Annotated in this window: 21 protein-coding genes; 17 read left to right on the top strand and 4 right to left on the bottom strand. The window is 76.4% G+C overall.

Annotated elements, in window-relative coordinates; genetic code table 11:
- From RDI86_RS09360 to RDI86_RS09405, 10 genes are all read left to right on the top strand, one after another.
- Window positions 1-845: DUF3866 family protein (locus tag RDI86_RS09360; protein WP_308821242.1), on the top strand; the 845-nt coding region annotated here is incomplete at its 5' end.
- A complete protein-coding gene (locus RDI86_RS09365) occupies window positions 842-1,609 on the top strand; it encodes a DUF4129 domain-containing protein (protein WP_308821243.1) in 768 nt (255 codons plus the stop codon). The genes RDI86_RS09360 and RDI86_RS09365, both read left to right, overlap by 4 nt.
- Window positions 1,606-2,142 carry a hypothetical protein gene (locus RDI86_RS09370; RefSeq protein ID WP_076404861.1) on the top strand — a complete coding sequence of 179 codons (537 nt, stop codon included), beginning with the start codon at window positions 1,606-1,608 and terminating at the stop codon, window positions 2,140-2,142. Before RDI86_RS09365 ends, RDI86_RS09370 begins: the two co-directional genes overlap by 4 nt.
- Complete coding sequence (locus RDI86_RS09375; RefSeq protein WP_308821244.1) at window positions 2,139-3,137, top strand: MoxR family ATPase; 999 nt, start codon at window positions 2,139-2,141, stop codon at window positions 3,135-3,137. The genes RDI86_RS09370 and RDI86_RS09375 overlap by 4 nt, the downstream gene beginning before the upstream one ends.
- Window positions 3,134-4,483, top strand: a complete 1,350-nt coding sequence (locus RDI86_RS09380) for a DUF58 domain-containing protein (protein WP_308821245.1) — start codon at window positions 3,134-3,136, stop codon at window positions 4,481-4,483. Before RDI86_RS09375 ends, RDI86_RS09380 begins: the two co-directional genes overlap by 4 nt.
- Window positions 4,484-4,485: 2 nt before the next feature.
- The gene (locus RDI86_RS09385; RefSeq protein WP_308821246.1) at window positions 4,486-5,034 is read left to right on the top strand and encodes a hypothetical protein; all 549 of its coding nucleotides are present in this window, start codon (window positions 4,486-4,488) and stop codon (window positions 5,032-5,034) included.
- A 111-nt stretch (window positions 5,035-5,145) separates the two neighbouring features.
- Window positions 5,146-5,724, top strand: a complete 579-nt coding sequence (locus tag RDI86_RS09390) for a Dps family protein (RefSeq protein WP_021483850.1) — start codon at window positions 5,146-5,148, stop codon at window positions 5,722-5,724.
- 169 nt (window positions 5,725-5,893) lie between these two features.
- Entirely contained in the window at window positions 5,894-6,382 is a 489-nt protein-coding gene (locus RDI86_RS09395; protein WP_308821247.1) for a VOC family protein, read from the top strand.
- A gap of 747 nt (window positions 6,383-7,129) precedes the next feature.
- A complete protein-coding gene (gene argG, locus RDI86_RS09400) occupies window positions 7,130-8,575 on the top strand; it encodes an argininosuccinate synthase (protein ID WP_061268430.1) in 1,446 nt (481 codons plus the stop codon).
- 71 nt (window positions 8,576-8,646) lie between these two features.
- Entirely contained in the window at window positions 8,647-9,303 is a 657-nt protein-coding gene (locus RDI86_RS09405; RefSeq protein ID WP_308821248.1) for a YigZ family protein, read from the top strand.
- A gap of 427 nt (window positions 9,304-9,730) precedes the next feature.
- Here RDI86_RS09405 and RDI86_RS09410 read toward each other — a convergent pair whose 3' ends face one another.
- Window positions 9,731-11,152, bottom strand: a complete 1,422-nt coding sequence (locus RDI86_RS09410) for a UTP--glucose-1-phosphate uridylyltransferase (RefSeq protein WP_308821249.1) — start codon at window positions 11,150-11,152, stop codon at window positions 9,731-9,733.
- A 92-nt stretch (window positions 11,153-11,244) separates the two neighbouring features.
- On the opposite strand from RDI86_RS09410, the gene RDI86_RS09415 reads away from it, so the two are divergent.
- Complete coding sequence (locus tag RDI86_RS09415) at window positions 11,245-12,786, top strand: lipase maturation factor family protein (protein WP_308821250.1); 1,542 nt, start codon at window positions 11,245-11,247, stop codon at window positions 12,784-12,786.
- 59 nt (window positions 12,787-12,845) lie between these two features.
- Here RDI86_RS09415 and RDI86_RS09420 read toward each other — a convergent pair whose 3' ends face one another.
- Both RDI86_RS09420 and RDI86_RS09425 read right to left on the bottom strand, forming a co-directional pair.
- Window positions 12,846-13,466 (bottom strand): L-threonylcarbamoyladenylate synthase, encoded by a 621-nt coding sequence (locus RDI86_RS09420; RefSeq protein WP_061268434.1) that lies wholly within the window; start codon window positions 13,464-13,466, stop codon window positions 12,846-12,848.
- A 74-nt stretch (window positions 13,467-13,540) separates the two neighbouring features.
- Window positions 13,541-14,521, bottom strand: coding sequence for a pyridoxal-phosphate dependent enzyme (locus RDI86_RS09425; protein ID WP_308821251.1), 981 nt, complete (start codon window positions 14,519-14,521; stop codon window positions 13,541-13,543).
- 94 nt (window positions 14,522-14,615) lie between these two features.
- Here RDI86_RS09425 and RDI86_RS09430 point away from each other — a divergent pair, with 94 nt between their 5' ends.
- Complete coding sequence (locus RDI86_RS09430; RefSeq protein ID WP_163187625.1) at window positions 14,616-15,539, top strand: LysR substrate-binding domain-containing protein; 924 nt, start codon at window positions 14,616-14,618, stop codon at window positions 15,537-15,539.
- A 19-nt stretch (window positions 15,540-15,558) separates the two neighbouring features.
- Here the strand turns inward: RDI86_RS09430 and RDI86_RS09435 are convergent, their stop codons facing one another.
- Window positions 15,559-16,413, bottom strand: coding sequence for a UbiA family prenyltransferase (locus tag RDI86_RS09435; protein WP_308821252.1), 855 nt, complete (start codon window positions 16,411-16,413; stop codon window positions 15,559-15,561).
- 108 nt (window positions 16,414-16,521) lie between these two features.
- Here RDI86_RS09435 and RDI86_RS09440 point away from each other — a divergent pair, with 108 nt between their 5' ends.
- The 5 genes from RDI86_RS09440 to RDI86_RS09460 all read left to right on the top strand — a co-directional run bounded on the left by RDI86_RS09440 (window position 16,522) and on the right by RDI86_RS09460 (window position 20,411).
- Entirely contained in the window at window positions 16,522-17,706 is a 1,185-nt protein-coding gene (locus tag RDI86_RS09440) for a 3-oxoacyl-[acyl-carrier-protein] synthase III C-terminal domain-containing protein (protein ID WP_175008534.1), read from the top strand.
- Window positions 17,703-18,254 carry an isoprenylcysteine carboxyl methyltransferase family protein gene (locus tag RDI86_RS09445; protein WP_061268437.1) on the top strand — a complete coding sequence of 184 codons (552 nt, stop codon included), beginning with the start codon at window positions 17,703-17,705 and terminating at the stop codon, window positions 18,252-18,254. Before RDI86_RS09440 ends, RDI86_RS09445 begins: the two co-directional genes overlap by 4 nt.
- Entirely contained in the window at window positions 18,251-19,381 is a 1,131-nt protein-coding gene (locus RDI86_RS09450; protein WP_308821253.1) for an FAD-dependent oxidoreductase, read from the top strand. The genes RDI86_RS09445 and RDI86_RS09450 overlap by 4 nt, the downstream gene beginning before the upstream one ends.
- Window positions 19,382-19,487: 106 nt before the next feature.
- Window positions 19,488-19,850 carry an ACT domain-containing protein gene (locus RDI86_RS09455; protein ID WP_308821254.1) on the top strand — a complete coding sequence of 121 codons (363 nt, stop codon included), beginning with the start codon at window positions 19,488-19,490 and terminating at the stop codon, window positions 19,848-19,850.
- Between the two features lie 54 nt (window positions 19,851-19,904).
- The gene (locus tag RDI86_RS09460) at window positions 19,905-20,411 is read left to right on the top strand and encodes a hypothetical protein (RefSeq protein WP_308821255.1); all 507 of its coding nucleotides are present in this window, start codon (window positions 19,905-19,907) and stop codon (window positions 20,409-20,411) included.
- Window positions 20,412-20,445 lie beyond the last annotated feature (34 nt).

Genomic DNA, 20,445 nt, shown 5'->3' on the forward strand with positions numbered 1-20,445 from the left:
CCCTCGTCCTCGGCGTCGACGAGCAGGAGTCCCCCCACCACGACACCCTGCGCGACGCCGACGACCTCGCCCACACCCCCGTCGTCGTCGCCGACCTCCACTCCGCCCTGCCCGCCGTCGTCGCCGGCGCCCGCCACGCCGCGGCGCTCGCAGGCCGCCCCACCCCCCGCATCGCCTACGTCATGACCGACGGCGGCGCCCTGCCCGCCGCGTTCTCCCGCACCATCGCCACCCTGCGCGACACCGGCTGGATCGACACCTGCATCACCGTCGGCCAAGCCTTCGGCGGCGACCTCGAAGCCGTCACCGTCCACACCGGCCTCCTCGCCGCCCACCACGTCACCGGCGCCGACCTCGTCGTCGTCGCCCAAGGACCCGGCAACCTCGGCACCGGCACCCGCTGGGGCTTCTCCGGCGTCGCCGCCGGCGAAGCCCTCAACGCCGTCGCCACCCTCCGCGGCCGACCCGTCGCCTCCCTGCGCGTCTCCGGCGCCGACCCCCGCGACCGCCACCTCGGCATCTCCCACCACTCCCTCACCGCCTACGGCCGCGTCGCCCTCGCCCCCAGCGACCTCCCCCTGCCCGTCCCCACCCCCGACATCGAGAACCTCCCCGGCTGGGGCCCCGACCTCACCGCCCGCATCACCCACCAGGCCCACACCCTCGCCGCCCCCACCGGCCGCCACCACCCCGTCCACGTCCCCGCCGGACCCGACCTCCTCCACGCCCTGCACGACACCCCCGTCCGCCTGTCCACCATGGGCCGCGGACTCGACACCGACCCCGCCGCCTTCCTCACCGCCGCCGTCGCCGGCGCCCACGCCGAGTCCCTCAGACCCGCATGACCACCACGCAGGGGGACCACGACCACCGCCGGCCCGGCCCGGCCCGCTTCACCGCCGTCACCGCCCTGGCGCTCGCGGCCGTCCTCGCCGCCGCGACCAGCGCCCCCTGGAGCTGGGACGCACCCACCTGGCTCAGCGACCTCGCCCGCGACCCCACCGGCCCGCCGCCCGAGAACGTGCCCCAGGAAGCACCCACCGCACCGCAGGAGCTCGAGATCCCCCTCGACGCGACCGGCATGTCCTTCGACGCCTACCTCCTGTGGTTCCTCGGCGCCGTCGTCCTCGTGGTCCTCGTCGTCCTCGCCCGCCGCCACCTCCCACGGCTCCTCGCCCGACGACGCCACCGCGACCTCCTCCTCGCCCCACCCGGCGACACCGCGCTCCTCGCGCAGGACCAGGTCGTCCCCGAGCTCCGCGACGCCGTCCACCGCGTCCGCGCCCACCTGCGAACCCCCGACGCCGACCCCCACGACGCCGTCGTCGCCGCCTGGGTCGCCCTCGAGCACGCCGCCGCCCGCGCCGGCACCCGACGCGACCCCGCCCAGACCCCCACCGAGTTCACCACCGCCGTCCTCACCAGCACACCCGCCGACCCCCACGCCGTCGCCACCCTGCGCCGCCTCTACCACCGCGCACGCTTCGGCGAGAACCCCCTCGGCACCACCGACCTCGACGCCGCCCGCCACGCCCTCACCCGCATCGCGACCGACCTCGGCTCCCCACCCGACACCGGCGCCCCCACCGACCACCGAGCACGACCGTGAACCCCCGCGCACACCGGACCCGCCTCCGCCCCACCGACCGGACCACCCTGCGCACCGCCGCCACCGTCGTCGGGCTCGGCATCCTCCTCACCACCCTCGGCGCCTCCCCCGCCCACACCCTCACCCTCACCGCCCTCGGGATCGCCGCCACCCTGCTCCGACACCGCACCGGCTACGCCGGCGACACCGTCTGGCCCCACCTCCCCACCCTCCGACGCGACGGCAACCGACGCGACGTCTCCGACCTCGGCTGGTCCGTCCTCGGACGCGACGGACGCGTCACCCCCTCCGCAGCACGCCGCATGCGCCACCTCACCGACCAGACCCTCGACCGGCACGGCACCGGACCCCTCCACGACCCCACGGCAGCACCCGACATCGCCCGCCTCCTCGGCCCCCGCGTCGCCCGCACCACCCACGACCTCACCACCACCGGACGCCTCCCCACCCCCGCCGAGCTGCGCGCCTGGCTCACCGCCCTCGACCGCCTGCCCACCACCCCGGACCGCCCCGACGAAGGGACACCCCGATGACCACCCACCCCGGCACCACGCCGCCCGCGACCCTCGACGTCCCCACCGTCGCCGCGCACGGCCACGCCGTCCTCGACGAGGTCGCCACCGCCGTCGTCGGAGCCCGCGAACCCCTCACCCTGGCGCTCGCGGCCGTCCTCGCCGGGGGCCACGTCCTGTTCGAGGACGTGCCGGGGCTCGGCAAGACCCTCGCAGCGCGCAGCCTCGCGCGCGCCCTCGGTCTCGACTTCACGCGCCTGCAGTGCACGCCCGACCTGCTGCCCTCGGACGTCACCGGCTCCTCCGTGTACGACCCCGCGACCCGGACCTTCGAGTTCCGGCCCGGGCCCGTGTTCACCGGGCTCCTGCTCGCCGACGAGATCAACCGCACCGCGCCCAAGACCCAGTCCGCGCTGCTCGAGTCCATGGCCGAGCATCAGGTCACCGTCGAGGGCACCACGTACCCGCTGCCCCGGCCCTTCCACGTCGTCGCGACGTCGAACCCCGTCGAGCACGAGGGCACCTACCCGCTCCCGGAGGCCCAGCTCGACCGCTTCATGGTCCGGCTGTCCGTCGGGTACCCGGGCCGCGACGAGGAGCGCGAGGTCCTCGCCCGCCGCATCGCGCGCCGGCACGACGACCCCGTCGTGCGCCAGGTCGTCGACCGCGGCACCGTCCTCGCCATGCAGGCCGCCGTCGAGCAGGTCGACGTCCACCCCGACGTCCTCGCCTACTGCGTCGACCTCGCCGCCGCGACCCGCACCCACCGCGACCTCGAGGTCGGCGCGTCGCCCCGCGGTTCCCAGAACCTCGCGCTCCTCGCGCGCGGCGTCGCCGTGCTCGACGGGCGCGACGTCGTGCTCCCCGAGGACGTCAAGCGCGTCGCCGTCCCCGTCCTCGCGCACCGCCTCACCCTCACGCCCGGCGCCTGGGCCGCCGACCTGCGCCCCGAGGCGCTCGTCGACGACCTCCTGCGCGCCGTCCCCGGACCCGCCACCGTCGGCCGGGCCGCATGACCGGCCCCGGGACGCCGGACCCCGACGCGCCTCCGCCGTGGCGCACCACCGTCCACCTCGGTGCCGGCCTCCTCCTCGGCACCACGCTCCTCGCGCTCGGCGTCCTCGTGCGCCGACCCGACGTGGCGCTCCTCGGCGTCGCGCCCCTCCTCGCCGCGGTCTGGGGCTGGACCCACCGGCCGCGAGGGCCCGTCACGCTCCGCGTCGCCCTCGACCCCGCCGCGGCTCCCGGGACCGTCACCGCGCGCACGCACGCCCACGTCCCTCCGGGCGTCGAGCTGCTGCGCCTGCGCGGCGTCGCCCCCGGCGGCCTCGTCACGGAACGCCTCGTCGACGTCACGCGCGGCTCGCGCGACCTCGCCTGGCACGCCCCGTCGGTCCGCACCGGCCCGACCGACACCCTGCGCGTCGACCTCGCCGCCTACGGGCCCGACGGCGTCGAGGAGCAGCCTCCGCACGTCGCCGCCGGACCGCGGCGCCTCGTCCTGCCCCGCGCCACGCCGCTCGGCCGCACGCCCCTGTCCTCCCGCCTGCGCGGGCTCTCCGGTCCGCGCACCTCCCGCCGGCCCGGAGACGGCACCGAGCTCCGCGACGTCGACGTGTACCGCCCCGGCGACCGCCTGCGCCGCATCGACTGGCGCGCCACGGCCCGTCGCGCACCCGACCTCGACACCCTGTACGTCCGCCGCACCTACGGCACCGCCGAGGCCACCGTCGTCCTCGTCGTCGACTCCCGGGACGACGTCGCCCCCGACCTCGCCACCTGGAACGGCGTCGGCGAGCAGCGCCCCGACGAGCCCACGTCCCTCGACCTCGCGCGGCACGCCGCCGCGTCCGTCGCGCACGCCGTCCTCGCCGACGGCGACCGCGTCGCCCTGGACGACCTGGGTCGCCTCGCCCGGCCCGTCCGCCCCGGCGGCGGACGGCGCCACCTGCGCCGCATCCTCCACGGGCTCGCCCTGGCCCGGCCCGTCGGCGACCCCACCGCGCGCCACCGACCGCCCCAGGTCCCGGCCGGCGCCGCTGTCTACCTCTTCTCCACCCTCCTCGACGACGAGGCGCCCCGCCTCGCCCACCAGTGGCACGACACGGGCCACGTGGTCGTCGTCGTCGACGTCCTCCCGCCCGTGAGCGTCGCCGACGTCGACGATCACGTCGCCGTCGCCTGGCGCATCACCCGCCACGAGCGCGACGCCCGCATCCACGAGCTGCGCCGCCGGGGCGTCACCGTCGTCCGCTGGTACGACGGCACCCCCGACGCCGACGGCGCCCGCGGCGCGCTCGAGCTCGCCGCACGACGCCTCGACCGGCACCCCGCGGGCGCGACCCCGGGCGGTCGACCATGAGGATGCCCGCACGTCGCGAGACCGTCACCGCCGGGCCGCCGCCCCTGCTCGTCGTCGAGACGGGCCCCACGTTCCCCGCGTGGGCGGCGCGCGCCGCCCTGCTCCTCCTCGCGACGGGGTTCGCGGCCGCCGCCCTCCAGACGACCGGGCTCGCGCCGTCCTTCGTGTGGGGCGTCGCCGTCGGCCTCGGTGTCCTCACCGTGTACCTCCCCGCCCCGCCCGTGCCCCACCTCCTCGTCCTCGTCGGCGGCGTCGTGCTCCTCGTGGACGGCACCGCGCCCTTCGACCCCGCCGTCTTCGCCCTCCTCCCGCTCGGGCACCTCGTGCTCCGCACCGCGTGGTGGAGCGACCACGTGCCGCCCGGAGCGCGCGCCGAGCTGCGCGCCCTCGCGCCCGACCTGCGCCGCGTCGTCGTGCTCCAGGCCGCGCTGCTCGTCGTCGCGCTCGCCGTGCGGTCGGTCGCGCTGGCCGACGTCTCGTCCGCGGTCGCGGCGGCGCTCGGCGGCCTCGCCGTGCTCGGCGTCGTCCTGCTCGTGCGGCCGCGGGACTGAGCACTCGTCCTGCGAGGACCGCGCCCCGGCACCACGATGGACGCAGACGGCACCCGCGCCGTCGTCCCGCCGCCGTCCCGGCGCGCGTCACCGACCCCGAGGAGGCAACCCATGGCTGCTCGTTCCGACCTGCCGAAGTACACGGTCCCGTCGCTCACCCCTGAGGAAGGGGCCCAGGTCGCCGGGATCCTCCAGGAGCGGCTGCACGCGCTCAACGACCTGCAGCTCACGCTCAAGCACATCCACTGGAACGTCGTCGGCCCGCACTTCATCGCGGTCCACGAGATGATCGACCCGCAGGTCGACGCCGTCCGCGCGATGGTCGACGCGACCGCCGAGCGCATCGCGACCCTCGGCGTCTCCCCGCAGGGCACGCCCGGCGCGCTCGTCGCCGCCCGCACCTGGGAGGACTACTCCCTGGGCCGCGCCTCGACGATCGCGCACCTCGGCGCCCTCGACGAGGTGTACGTCGGCGTCATCACGGCCCACCGCGAGGCGGCGGCCGCGACCGAGGAGCTCGACGACGTCACGAACGACCTGCTCATCGGGCACCTGCACGACCTCGAGCTCTTCCACTGGTTCGTCCGCGCGCACCTCGAGTCGACGGGCGGTGACCTCTCCACCGAGGGCGCGCGCACCGAGGCCGGCGCCGCGCGCAAGGCCGAGGAGGCAGCGGCCGGTCAGCCCTGACCCCGCTCCCCTCCACCGCCGTCGTCCCGACGGCGACCGGGCCCCGCCACGCGAGTCGTGGCGGGGCCCTCGCTTTTCGGGGCTGTTTGGCGAGGTTCCCGCTCGGGGTGCGGGACGTGTGCGTGCGCTTGGCACACTATTTATTTCGAGAGGAGCGTAGGGTCTCGGCATGACCGATCCGCACGCCGCACTGCCGCCCGTCCGCCAGCTCCGGCTCGTCGTCGAGGCGGAGGACTACGACGCCGCCCTCGCGTTCTACCGCGACGTCCTGGGCCTCCCCCAGCAGATCGCCTACGCGGACGGCGAGGACGACCGGGTGGCGATCCTCGACGTCGGGCGGGCGACGCTCGAGATCGCCTCCCCCGGGCACGTGCGGGCGATCGACGACCTGGAGGTCGGGCGTCGCGTCGCGGGGCACCTCCGGGTCGCGCTCGAGGTGGACGACGCCGAGGGTGCGACCGACCGGGCCGTCGCCGCCGGGGCGTCGCTCGTCGCCCCGCCGACGCGCACGCCCTGGGGGTCGCTCAACTCACGCCTCGACGCCCCCGCCGGCCTCCACCTCACGCTGTTCCAGGAGCTCGGCGGCGAGGAGGGCGTCCCGCCCGGCGTCGTCGCCGAGACCGGGCCCGGCGACGATCCCGCTCCCCGCCGGGGCTGACGCCTCGACCCAGGCCCGCCGGACCTGCTCGAAGCGCGTCGGGAGCGGCGCCCGCACGGCCCCGTAGCGCGCGTTCGTGCGGTGCACGAACCGCCGCCACGACAGCACGAGGCCTTGCTTCGTGATGGGCAGGCCGCTGGACACCGTGACGCCGTTGTCGTGCGTGTGGTGGACCGTGAGCAGCAGCGCGCGCGGCACCGACCCCTCGAGGTCCGCCGCGAGAACCTCCCGCACCGCCATCCAGCGACGCAGCACGACGACGACGCTCGCGCTCAGCACGTGCTCGCGCACCGTGCGGTGCTTGCCGTGCGTGAGCACGAGCCTCCCCTCCCCCGCGCGCTCCTTCGCCGGGCCGAGGTCGATCGCGTCGACCGTGCAGCGCAGCAGGTCGCCATAGCGTGCGCCCGTCGCGCGCGTGAGGCCGGCGATCACCGCGAGGCGCACGGTCTCCGGCTTCGCGGCCTCGACCATCGCCTCCGTCGCCAGCAGGCGCCACACCCACTCGGCCTCGTCGAGCGTGACGGTGGGGCGCGGGTAGCGGGACGCGGCACTGGTGCTGGTGCTGGTGGTCGCGCGGCCGGCCGTGTCCGGGCTGGTGGGTGACGTCGCGTCGTCGGGCATGGGTGGACCCTACCGCTTGGCACACTTTTTGTGCCGAAGTGACTGGCGGGCGTGTCGCCGCCAGGGGCGTCGCGACCCCTGACCGCCGAATTGAATACGTATGCAGAATGCTGCATACTCGTGCCCATGTCCAAGGTTCTCACCTCCCTGCCCGTGGGAGAGCGCGTCGGGATCGCGTTCTCCGGGGGCCTCGACACGTCCGTCGCCGTCGCGTGGATGCGCGACAAGGGCGCGGTGCCGTGCACCTACACCGCCGACATCGGCCAGTACGACGAGCCCGACATCGGCTCCGTGCCCGGTCGCGCGACCGCCTACGGCGCCGAGATCGCGCGCCTCGTGGACTGCCGCGCCGCGCTCGTCGAGGAGGGCTTGGCCGCGCTCGCGTGCGGCGCGTTCCACATCCGCTCCGGCGGCCGCGCGTACTTCAACACCACTCCCCTGGGCCGCGCGGTCACGGGCACGCTCCTCGTCCGCGCGATGCAGGAGGACGACGTCCAGATCTGGGGCGACGGGTCGACCTTCAAGGGCAACGACATCGAGCGGTTCTACCGCTACGGGCTGCTCGCCAACCCGCACCTGCGCATCTACAAGCCCTGGCTCGACGCGGACTTCGTCGCAGAGCTCGGCGGCCGCAAGGAGATGTCCGAGTGGCTGCTCGCGCACGACCTGCCGTACCGGGACAGCACCGAGAAGGCGTACTCCACGGACGCGAACATCTGGGGCGCGACGCACGAGGCGAAGACGCTCGAGCACCTCGACACGGGCATCGAGACCGTCGACCCGATCATGGGCGTACGGTTCTGGGACCCCGCGGTCGAGATCGAGACCGAGGACGTGACGATCGGCTTCGTCCAGGGCCGTCCGGTGACGATCAACGGGGAGGAGTTCGAGTCGGCCGTCGCGCTGGTCCAGGAGGCCAACGCGATCGGCGGCCGCCACGGGCTCGGCATGTCCGACCAGATCGAGAACCGCATCATCGAGGCCAAGAGCCGCGGCATCTACGAGGCTCCCGGCATGGCGCTCCTGCACGCCGCGTACGAGCGCCTCGTCAACGCGATCCACAACGAGGACACCCTCGCGCAGTACCACGCGGAGGGCCGCCGCCTCGGCCGCCTCATGTACGAGGGCCGGTGGCTCGACCCGCAGGCGCTCATGATCCGCGAGTCGCTGCAGCGCTGGGTCAGCACCGCCGTCACCGGCGAGGTCACGCTGCGCCTGCGCCGCGGCGAGGACTACTCGATCCTCGACACCACCGGGCCCGCGTTCAGCTACCACCCGGACAAGCTGTCGATGGAGCGCACCGAGGACTCCGCGTTCGGCCCGATGGACCGGATCGGCCAGCTCACCATGCGCAACCTCGACATCGCCGACTCGCGGGCCAAGCTCGAGCAGTACGCCGGCATCGGGATCGTCGGCACCACGCACGCCGCGCTCATCGGCGCCGTGCAGGCCTCCACCGAGCTCATCGGCGCGATGCCCGAGGGCGGCGCCGAGGTCATCGCGTCGCGCGGCATGGCCGAGGGCGACGACGCGCTCCTCGACCGCGCCGCGATGGAGTCCGGCACGGACTGACCGCCACGACGCCCGTCGACGGCGCCCGGGTCGACGACCGACCCGGGCGCCGTCGCGGCTAGGCTCGCAGGGTGAGCGCGGGCACCGGGGAGCTGTGGGGGACGATCGCCGGACCCGTCGACCACGAGCTGGTCGTCAAGAAGTCCCGCTTCCTCGCGCACCTCTCCCCCGTCCCGTCCGTCGCCGCGGCCGACGCCGTCGTCGCGCGCGTGCGCAAGGAGCACTGGGACGCGCGCCACCACTGCGTCGCGCTCGTCGTCGGCCCGCACGCCGACCAGCAGCGCTCCACCGACGACGGCGAGCCCTCCGGCACCGCGGGCATCCCCATGCTCGAGGTGCTGCGGCACCGGCACGTGACCGACGTCGTCGCCGTCGTCACGCGGTACTTCGGCGGCGTCCTGCTCGGCGCGGGCGGCCTCGTGCGCGCCTATTCGAGCGCGGTGAGCGAGGCGCTCGACCTCGCGCGACCCGTGCGCCGCGCCGTGCTCACCGCGGTGCACGTCGACGTCCCCCACGCCGACGCCGGGCGGCTCCACGGCGTCCTGCGCGACTGGTGCGACCACCACGACGGCACGCTCGAGGGCGTCGACTACAGCACGACGGCCGCGTTCACCGTCCTCGTCCCCCCGGCCGAGCTCGACCGGTTCGACGCCGACCTCGCCGCCGCGTCGTCCGGCGCCCTCGTCGCGCGCCGGGGCGACAGCCGCGTCGTCGACGTCCCCGCCTGACCGCGCCCGCACAAGAACCCCGCACACCGCGCAGGAACCCCGCACACCGCGAGGTAGAGCCGTGGTCGCGCGAGGTAGAGCCGTGGTCGCACGACGTAGAGGCCCGGTCACGCGAAGTAGAGCCGTCGTCGCGTGACGCAGAGCTGCTCGCAGGTCGATGCTTGCTCGCTCGACCCGTCAGTGCAGGCGACCACGACGAGCCGGGCCGCCACCGCCGTCGGGCCGAGAGGCGAGGCGAGGCGAGGGCAGCGCACCCGCCCGGCGCCTGCAGTGCCCGGCCGACCACGCCTCTACCCCGGCGGACCAGGCCTCTACCTCGGCCGACCACGCCTCTGCCCCGGCGGACCACGCCTCTACCTCGGCCGACCGGGGCTCTACCTCGGCCGACCGGGGCTCTACCTCGGCCGACCCGGGCTCTGCCTCCGCGTCAGGCGCTGAGGCCGTCCGGGCCGACGACGGCGCCGTCGGGGACGCGGGCGGAGCCGCCCGGGTCGGCGAGCTCGGCCTCGCCGGTGACGGTCACGCCGGAGCCGAAGGTCCAGTCCCCGCGCACCGTGAGCGAGCGGGCCGCGCGCAGGGACGGGGTGCCGTCGTCGAACCGGGCGTCGAACGCGGCGATGGTCTTGTAGTGAGCCGGGTCGAGGTCCACGAACGGCGCGTCGGTGCGCGCGACGAACCGGTATGCGTCGTCGAGGTCGTAGACGTCGGAGCGGAGCACGAGGAGGTCGTTCGTCGTCTTCACCGGCAGGAACCGGTCGCGGCCGACCTCGATCGCGACGGCGCCGTCGAACACCTCGACCGCGGCCCCCATGGCGGACTCGATCTGCACGACCTCGGGCGACGACGGGTCGGTCGGGTCGACGGTCTTGGTGTTCTTGATGAGCGGGAGCTCGAGCACCCCGCCGGTGCGGTCGAGCTCGGCCGACAGCGCCTCGAGGTCGAACCACAGGTTGTTGGTGTTGAAGTACCGGTGCCGGCCGATGTCGGCGGCGGCGTCCTGGTCCTCGGCCGGGGTCTGCGCCGTCTCACGCAGGACGAGGCGCCCGTCGCTGCGGCGCACGACGAGGTGGCCGCCCTTGCGGTCCGCGGGCGTGCGGCGTGCGACCTCGGCCGCGAACGGCGCCCCGCTCGCGGCGAACCAGCCGGCCATCGCGGCGTCGGGCGCGGCGCCGAGGTTGTCGGAGTTCGAGACGCTCGCGTAGCGGTACCCGGCGTCGAGCAAGGCGCGCAGCGCGCCGGACGCGTAGAGGGCGGTGTACAGGTCGCCGTGGCCGGGCGGGCACCACTCCAGCTCCGGGTCGGCGGGCCAGTCGACGGGCGTGAGGTCGCTCGCGAGGAGCTTGGGCTCGCGGTTCTGCAGGAAGTCGAGCGGGAGGTCGCCGACGGCGAGGTCGTCGTGCGGGGCGAGCGCGGCGAGCGTGTCGGCCTGCGTGCGGAACGAGTTCATGAGCAGCAGCGGCAGGGGCGCCCCGGTCGCGCGCCGGGCGGCGCGCACCTGCGCGACGATGACGTCGAGGAAGGTCAGCGGTCCGCTGTCGGGGCGCTGCGGGTCGGCGTCGCGCACCGTGAGGAGCGACTTGGCGCGGTCCATGCCCATCGAGGTCCCGAGGCCGCCGTTGAGCTTGATGACCGCGGTGCGGTGCAGCGCCTCGCGGGCGGCGTCCTCGGGCACCTCGAGCGCGTCGCGGTGGGCGACGTCGGTGAGCGGCTCGACGTCGGCCTCGGGGATCATGCCGGTCGCGCCGGACTCGAGGAGCCGGTAGAACCGGGCGAAGACGTCGATGGCGGCGGGCGCGACGCCCGCGTCGCGCATGCGGTCGGTGGACTGGCTCAGGCCCTGGCTGCTCATGCCCCGATGGTAGGGGCGGGACGCGGTCGTGGCCCGGCGCGGGGACGGCCGGACCACGGGTGAGACAGGGCTCACAGCCCTACCGTGGGCAGATGGCGGACGTCCTGCCCGACGACGTGGCGACCTGGCTCGGGTCGTGGTTCTGGGCGCCCGGCTACGACGTCGCGCGCGAGGTGCTGCAGCGCGGCACGGCGGCGGTCCTCGTCGTCGCGTTCCTCGTCGTCGTCCGGCAGTGGCGCCCGCTGCTGGGCGAGCGTGGGCTGCTGCCCGCCGCGACGTTCGTGGCGCGCACGACGTGGCGCGACGCCCCGAGCGTGCTCCGGTGGCGGTGCTCGGACCGGTCCGTCGGCGCGCTCGCGTGGGGCGGGGCGGGGCTGGCGACGCTCCTCGTCATGGGGGTCCCGCAGCGCGGGCCGTGGTGGCTGACGACGCTCGCGTACCTCGTGCTGTGGGCCGTCTACCTGTCGGTGGTGAACGTCGGGCAGCGGTTCTACGGGTTCGGCTGGGAGTCGCTCCTGTGCGAGGTGACGTTCCTCGTGGGGTGGCTGGGCTCGTCCGGCGAGGGCGCCCCTCCCCCGCTGCTCGTCCTGCTCCTCGCCCGCTGGTGCCTGTTCCGGGTCGAGCTCGGCGCGGGACTCATCAAGCTCCGCGGGGACCGCGCGTGGCGCGACCTCACGGCCCTGGAATACCACCACGAGACGCAGCCCCTCCCCGGCCCGTTCTCGTGGCACGCGCACCACCTGCCGCGGTGGTGGCACCGCGTCGAGGTGGCGGGCAACCACGTGACGCAGCTCGTCGTGCCGTTCGCGCTCTTCGCGCCGCAGCCGGTCGCGAGCGTCGCGGGCGGGGTCGTGGTGCTCACGCAGGCGTGGCTGCTCGTGACCGGGAACTTCGCGTGGCTGAACTGGCTGACGATCGTGCTCGGGCTCGGCGTCGTGAGCGACGGCGCGTGGGCCGCCGTCGGGTCGTGGCTCGTGCCCGCGCTCGGTCGCGGCGAGGAGCCGATGCCCGACGGCGGGGCCGCCCTGGGCGGCCCGGTCGCCCTCGTCGTGGCGGTGGTCGCGGTGTCGGCGCTCCTGCTCGTCCTCGGCGTGCGCCCGGCGCGCAACCTCGTCGCGCGTCGGCAGCTCATGAACGCGAGCTTCGAGCCGTTCCGGCTCGTCAACGCGTACGGCGCGTTCGGCTCGGTCTCGCGGCGCCGCGACGAGGTCGTCGTGGAGGGGACGACGGCCCGTTCCCCCGGTCCCGACGACTGGGTCGAGTACGCGTTCCGCGGCAAGCCGGGCGACGTGGGGCGCCGCCCGCCGCAGGTCGCGCCCTACCACCTGCGGCTGGACTGGCAGATGTGGTTCCTCGCGCTCGGGTCGCCCGGCACGCGGTGGTTCGAGGTGCTGCTGCTCCGGCTCCTGGAGGCCGACCGCCCGACCCTGCGCCTGCTCGCGACGGACCCGTTCGCCGACGACCCCGACGGCCCCGCCCCGCGGTGGGTGCGGGCCCGCGTCTTCCGCTACCGGTACACGACGCGCGCCGAGCGGCGACGCACCGGCGACTGGTGGGTGCGCGAGGAGCGCGGGGCGCTCGTCGACCCGGTCGACCGCGAGGGGCTGCGGCTGCTCCTGGGCCCGCGGGCCTGAGCGGCCGGCAGGGGCGGCCGACCCGTCCGGGGTGGCCGCGACGACGGCCCGACGGGGTCCTACTCGAAGCGCGACGGGTCGCCCGCGCCGACGCGCACGACCTCCGGGGCGCCGTCGGAGAAGTCGACGACCGTCGTCGGCGCGCTGCCCCGCTCGCCGCCGTCGACGACCGCGTCGACGACGTGGTCGAGCTCCTCCTTGATCGCCCAGCCGTCGGTGAGCGCCTCGGTCGAGCCGGGGAGGATGAGCGAGCTCGACAGGATCGGCTCCCCGAGCGCGGCGACGATGGCCTGGGCGACGGTGTCCTCGGGGATGCGGACGCCCACGGTCTTCTTCTTCGGGTGCGCGAGGCGGCGCGGGACCTCCGACGTCGCGCGCAGGATGAACGTGTACGGGCCCGGGGTGGCGGCCTTGATCGACCGGAACGCCGCGTTGTCGACCATGACGAAGTGGCCGAGCTGGGCGAAGTCGGCGCACACGAGCGTGAAGTGGTGCCGGTCGTCGAGGTGGCGGATGCGGCGGATGCGGTCGGCGCCCTCGCGGTCGTCCATGCGGCAGCCGAGCGCGTAGCCGGAGTCGGTCGGGTAGGCCACGAGGCCGCCGTCCTCGAGGAGGGCGACGACCTGCGCGATCGCGCGCGGCTGCGGGTTGTCGGGGTGCACGTCGAGGTAGCGGGCCATGGGGCGAGCCTAGGCCCGGGGCCGCGGTCCGGCCGCCGGGACCGCCGTCGTCGCGCGCTCCGGCACCGAGGCGGCTACCGGGGCAGGTGCGCGGAGACGCGGCGCAGCTCCGCCGGGCTCGCGTTCCCGCCCGAGCAGACGACGCCGACGCGGCGCCCGGCGAACCGGTCGGGGTCGGCGAGGACGGCGGCGAGGGCGGCCGCGCCCGCGCCCTCGGCGACGGTCCGCGCCGCGGTGAGGTAGAGCGCGGCGGCGCGGTCGATCGTGTCGTCGTCGACGAGCACGAAGTCGTCGAGGTGCTCGCGCAGGACGGCCTGGGTGAGCGCGAAGCCGGTGCCGGTGGCGAGGCCCTCGGCGCGCGAGGTGTTGGGCCGGGCGACGAGGTCGCGCGCGCGCCACGAGTCGTGCGCGGCGGGCGAGGCGGCCGACTGGACGGCGACCACCTCGAGCCCGGGGGCGAGCGCCTGGGCGACGAGGCACGCCGCGGCAGCGCCGCTCCCCCCGCCCACGGGGACCACGAGCACGTCGAGGTCCGGCGCGTCGGCGAGGAGCTCGAGGTACGCCGTCGCGACCCCGGCGACGAGGAGCGGCTCGTTCGCCGCGCTGACGAGCCGGGACCCGTCCTCGCCCGCGAGCGCCATGGCGTGCTCGCGGGCGTCGTCGAAGGTGGTGCCGGCGAGGACGAGGCGGGCGCCGAGGTCGCGGACGGCGTCGGCCTTGGTGGGGTTGGGGTGGGTGGGCATGACGATGGTGCAGGGGGTGGCGGTGGTGCGGGCGGCGTGGGCGACGGCCTGGGCGTGGTTGCCGGTGGAGAAGGCGGTGACGCCGTGGGTGCGCTCGTCGGGGGTGAGGCGCAGGAGGAGGTTGAGGGCGCCGCGGACCTTGAAGGCTCCGGTGGGCTGGTGGTTCTCGTGCTTGACGACGACGTGGGTGCCGGTGGCGCGGTCGAGCGCGGGGTAGGTGCGGGTGGGGGTGGGCTGGAGGTGGGTGGCGAGGAGGCGGCGGGCGTCGAGGACGTCGCGCATCGTGGGCGGGGCGAGGTCTGCGGGGGGCACGGGTCCACGGTGCCGCGAGGCGTCCCATCGGTCCAATGCCTGTTCTGTGGCGACCGATCGACGGGATCTATGCTTCGCGCAGGAGGGTGTGGACGTGGACCTGACGCGGTTGCGGGTGCTGGCGGCGGTGGCGCGCGAGGGCTCGGTGACGGGGGCGGCGCGTGCGCTGCACTATGCGCAGCCGTCGGTGAGCCACCATCTGGCGCGCCTGGAGGCGGAGGTGGGGGTGCCGCTGACGGAGCGGCACGGCCGGGGCGTGCGGCTGACGGCGGCGGGTCGGCTGCTCGCGGCGCGGGCGGAGGAGATCCTGGGGCGCGTGGGCGCGGCGCGCGAGGAGCTGGACGCCCTGGTGTCGTTGTCGGCGGGTCGGGTGCGTCTGGCCGCGTTCCCGTCGGCGCTGGCGACGCTGGTGCCCGACGTCGTGGGTCGCCTGGCGCGCGAGCACCCGGGTCTGGGCGTGGGGCTGGTGGAGGCGGAGCCGCCTGAGGCGCTGGACGCGCTGCGGCGCGGTGCGGTGGACGTGGCGCTGGTGTTCGAGCACGACCGGTCGCCGCTGGACGTGGAGGGGCTGCGCGCGGTGCCGGTGCTCGCGGAGGAGCTGTTCCTCGTGCGGGCGGGGTCCGGTCCGCAGCCGGGGACGGACCCCGGGAGGGACTCCGCCACGGACGAGGCCGCGGCGTCGTCAGGGGAGGTGGACCTCGCGCCGCTCGCGGACGCGGCGTGGATCGCGGGCTGCGAGCGGTGCCGGGCGGACCTGGTGGGACGGTGCGAGCGGGCGGGGTTCACGCCGCGCGTGGCGTTCGAGACGGACGACTACGTCGCGGTGCAGGCGCTCGTGGCGTCGGGCGTGGGGGTGTCGCTGCTGCCCGCGCTGGCGCTGCGGGCGCACCGGGACCCGCGGGTGACGGTGCGGGCGCTGCCGGGGGCGGCGCGGCGCGTGCTCGTGGTCACGTACGGGGAGCGTCGGTCCCCGGGTGCGGCGGCCGTGGTCGAGGGTCTGGTGCGCGCGGCCGGCTGACCGTCATGCGGGCTGACCGTCAGCCGGGCACGACGACGGCGGGCGCCGCGAGGACGAGCAGCACGACGCACACGCCCGCGACGGCCATGGAGAGCGCGAACGGGGCGCGGCTGCGCGGGCGCACGACCCCGACGGCGCCGGCCGCGAGGGCGAGCACGAGCGCCCCGGCGCCGAGAACCCACGTCACCGGGCCGGGGGGCGTCGGGGGTGCGACCACGACGAGCAGGGACGCCGCAGCGAGCAGCACGGGCGCGAGCGCGGAGCTCGCGCGGCGCCCGAGCCGGTGCGGCAGGCCGCGGACGCCCGTGGCGGCGTCGTCCTCGAGGTCGGGCAGGGTGTTCGCGACGTGCGCGCCGACGCCGAGCAGCGCGGCGGCCGCGACGGCCCACGGGGCGGGACGGCCGTCGCCGGGGGCGGCGAGCACGACGAACACGGCGAGCAGACCGAAGGACACGGCGTACGGGGCCCAGGACCACCACGTGGCCTTGAGCCGCGCGTTGTACGACCACGCGACCCCGACGGCGACGACGTGCACCACCCCGGGCAGCGGCCCGGTCGCGAGGGACAGCGCGACGCACGCGGCGAGCGCCACGAGCGCCGCCGTGCGCAGGGTAGCGGCCGTGACGAGGCCCGACACCACGGGCTTGTCGGCGCGCCCGACGGCGACGTCGCGGCGCGCGTCGAGCCAGTCGTTGGACCAGCCGACGGAGAGCTGGCCGGCGAGGACGGCGAGCGCGACGAGCGTCGTCGTGCGGGTGCCCGCACCGATGCCCGCGGAGAGCGCGAGGGCGAACGCGGTGACCATGACGGTGGGCGGGAAGTGGCTCGCGACCACGAGGCCGCGCACGAGCCCTCGCGAGCGACCGGTCACCATGGCGGCAACCTAGCCCGCCCCCGGCCCGCGCGCCCGGCGCCCGGGCCGGTCGTCGCGGCGCACCCCTCCCCCCGCGCGGGCGGACCGGGCCGGTGGGACGATGCGGGCATGTCGCGCGTCGTCGCCGTCGGGACCTCGCTTCCCGCGCATGCGTACCGCCAGGACGAGATCTCCCGGGTCACGAGCGAGCTGCTCACCGACGACCCGGTCCGCCGTGCGCTCACGCGCCGGCTGCACGCCCACGCGGGCGTCGAGACCCGTCATCTCGCGCTGCCCCTGGAGGACTACGGCGGGCTGTCGTTCGGCTCCGCCAACGACGCCTTCCTGGCGCTCGGGACCGACCTCGCGGAGCAGGCGTGCCGCGCGGCGCTCGACGACGCGGGCCTGCGCCCGGACGAGGTCGACCACGTGGTGCTGACCACGGTCACGGGCGTGGGCGCGCCGACGCTCGACGTGCTCGTCGCGGCCCGGCTGGGCCTGCGACCGGACGTGCGCCGCACGCCGTCGTTCGGGTGGGGCTGCGCCGGCGGCGCGGCGGGCCTGGCGCGGGCGGACGACCTGCTGCGGGGGCGCCCGCGGGACGTCGCGCTCCTCGTCGCCGTCGAGCTCTGCTCCCTGACGCTGCAGCGCACCGACCCGTCGACGGCGAACCTCGTGGCGTCGGGACTGTTCGGCGACGGCGCGGGGGCGGCCGTCCTCGTCGGGGACGAGCACCGCCTCGCCCGCCGCCCGGGCCCGTACGGGCGGGCGGGCGCGGGCGTGCGCGCCCGGGGCGTGCGCGTCGTCGACTCGCGCTCGCACCTGCACGCGGGCACGACGGGCGACCTGGGGTGGCGCGTCGGCGACACGGGGTTCGAGATCGTGCTGTCGGCACGCCTGCCCGAGCTCATCGGTGCGCACCTGCTGGGCGACGTCAAGGCCCTGCTCGCCGAGCACGACCTCGAACCGGCCGACGTCGGGGCGTGGGTCGTGCACGCGGGCGGCCCCCGCGTCCTGGACGCCGTCCGCGACACCCTGGGACTCGCCGAGGAGGACCTCGCGCTCAGCCGGGCGTCCCTGCGCGACGTGGGGAACCTGTCGTCGGCGTCCGTGCTGCACGTGCTCGGCGCGACCCTGGCCCGCACGGACGTGCCACCCGGCGCGCCGGCCGTCCTCATGGCGTTCGGCCCCGGGGTGAGCACCGAGCTCGTCCTGCTGCGGCTCGACGGCCGCGGCCCGCGCCGGGCGCCCGCGCGACAGGCCGGTCACGCTGCCGGGCACGCGCCCGCCCCGGGCGAGGAGGTCCACGGATGAGCCTCGCCTGGTACGTGGTGCTCGTCGGCGCCACCGCCGTCGAGCGGCTCGCCGAGCTCGTCGTCTCGGCCCGCAACGCCCGCTGGTCGTTCGCCCGGGGCGGCGTCGAGTCCGGCCGCGGCCACTTCCCCGCGATGGTCGCCCTGCACACGGGTCTGCTGCTCGCGTGCGTGGCCGAGGCGTGGCTCGCCGACCGCCCGTTCCTGCCGTGGCTCGGCTGGCCCATGCTCGTCCTCGTGCTCGCGAGCCAGGGCCTGCGCTGGTGGTGCATCGCGACCCTCGGGCCGCGGTGGAACACGCGCGTCATCGTCGTGCCGGGCCTGCCGCTCGTCGCACGCGGCCCCTACCGGTGGCTGCGCCACCCCAACTACGTCGCCGTCGTGGTCGAGGGCGTCGCGCTGCCGCTCGTGCACTCGTGCTGGATCACGGCCGTCGCGTTCACGCTGCTCAACGCCGTGCTGCTCGCCCGCTTCCGCATCCCCGCCGAGGAGCGCGCCCTCGCCCGCGCGACCGCGGGCGGCGCCGCCGCGCACCCGGCCGTGCCGTGACCCCTCCCCGGTCGACCGACCGCCGCACGACCGACCGCGACGTCGACGTGCTGGTCGTCGGCGGCGGGCCCGTCGGGCTCGCCGCCGCCCTGCACGCCCGCCGCGCCGGGCACGACGTCCTCGTGGTCGACCGCCGCGCGGGCGTCATCGACAAGGCGTGCGGCGAGGGGCTGCTCCCCGGCGCGCTCGCCGCGGTCCTCGCCCTCGGCGTCGACCCGCCGGGCCACCCGCTCGCCGGCATCAGCTACCGCGACGCCACCCGCCACGCCGACCACCCGTTCGCCGCCGGCCCGGGCCGCGGCGTCCGGCGCACCGCGCTGCACGCCGCCCTGCGCGAGCGCGCGCTCGCCGAGGGCGTCACGATCGAGCACGCCACGCTCCGGGCGCTGCGCCAGGACGCCCGCGGGGTCGACGTCGTGCTCGGCGCGGCGCGAGCACCCGCCGGGGAGGGACCCGGACCGGACGGCGGCGCGGACGATGTCGTGCGGGCCGCCCACGTGCTCGGCTGCGACGGGCTGCACTCCACCGTGCGCCGTCTGACCGGCCTCGACGCCCCGCCGCACGGGCGCGCCCGGTTCGGCCTGCGCACCCACTACCGGCTCGCCCCGTGGAGCGACCTCGTCGAGGTGCACTGGGCACCGCACGCCGAGGCGTACGTCACCCCGGTCGCGCCCGACGTCGTCGGCGTCGCCGTCCTCACCCACCGCGACGGCACCCGCGGCACGCCCCGGGACGCGCGCCACGGGCTCGACGCGTTCGGCGAGCTCGCGGACCGCGTGCGCGACGCCCCCGTGCTCGGGCGCGTCCGTGGCGCGGGACCGCTGCGCCAGCGGGCCCGACGCCGCACCGCCGGGCACGTGCGCCTCGTGGGCGACGCGTCCGGGTACGTCGACGCGCTCACCGGCGAGGGCGTGCGCGTCGGGCTCGCCCAGGCCGAGGCCGCCGTGCGTCACCTCGACGACCCGGCCGGGTACGAGCGCGCCTGGTCCCGCGCCACGCGCGACTACCGCGTGCTCACCTCCGGCCTGCTCGCCTGGGCGGGCAGCCCCGCCCGCCGCGCGATCGTGCCCGCCGCGAGCGCCGCGCCGTGGCTGTACGGGGCGGTCGTGGAGCGCCTGGCCCGCTGACGGGCGGCTCCGTGCCGGTCGCGGTACCCGCCCGCCGCCCTCGTCCGGCGAGCAGCCCGTCGTCTCGCCACGCCCCGGTGTGGGCGCCCACCGCTACCGTGCGGCCATGACCTCGCTCGACCTGCACGTCGTCCCCGACCGCTTCCTGCTCGGCTACGTCCCGGGCGCCACGTTCCCCGAGGACGACGAGTGGGTCGCGCTCGTGCGCGCCCCCGAAGGGCTCACGGTCGTGCGGCACGCCTCGCCGTTCGACGACGCCGAGCGGTGGGCGGGCTTCTACAGCTCGGCCCACGGGCTGGAGACGTCGGGCGTGCTCGCGTCCGTCGTCGGGCCGCTGGGCGAGGCGGGCGTGCCGGTGTTCGTCGCGTCCACGTTCCACGCGGACCTCGTGCTGGTCCCGGAGCTGCGGCTCGAGCAGGCCACCCGGGTGCTGCGCGACGCCGGTCACGCGGTCGCCGCTCCTCGGTGACCCCGGGTCGCCGCCCGTCGTCGTGCGCGGTCCCCGTACCGGTAGCATGCGCGGATGCGAGCGCGAGGGTGGGTGGCGGCAGCGGCCGTGGTGCTGAGCACGGCGGTCCTGGTCGGGTGCGGGTCCGGCGGTGCGGGCCCGGCGGACGGGACCGAGGGACCGGAGGCGGCGAGCAGCGCTGCGCCGTCGCCCGCCACGGATGCCCCGGCGCAGGACGGCGCCCCGGACGACGCCGCGACCTGCGTCGCCTTCAGCGACGTCATGACGATCGTGGAGAACGCCGACCTCGGCCTCGCCGACGGCCGCATGGCGGAGCAGGAGCGGGACGGCTGGTACAGGCTCGCCACCCGCGTGCTCGGCCGCCTGCCGTCCGGCGGGGACAGCGCCGTGCAGACGGCGGTCGGTGACCTCCAGGCGGCCGCGCCGGTCGTCGCGGTCGGGACGTTCGCCGAGTCGACCGGCGTGGGCTCCCCGGAGTGGTCGCAGGCCCAGGCAGACCTCGGCGAGGCGTGCGAGGCGCTCGGGACTCCGCTGACGATCGCCCCGTTCACCGGCGGCTGACCCGACGCCCGGCCGGCGCGCCACCGCGCGCGGG

The organism is Cellulosimicrobium sp. XJ-DQ-B-000 (genome assembly GCF_031119065.1).
GTDB classification, from domain to species: domain Bacteria; phylum Actinomycetota; class Actinomycetes; order Actinomycetales; family Cellulomonadaceae; genus Cellulosimicrobium; species Cellulosimicrobium funkei.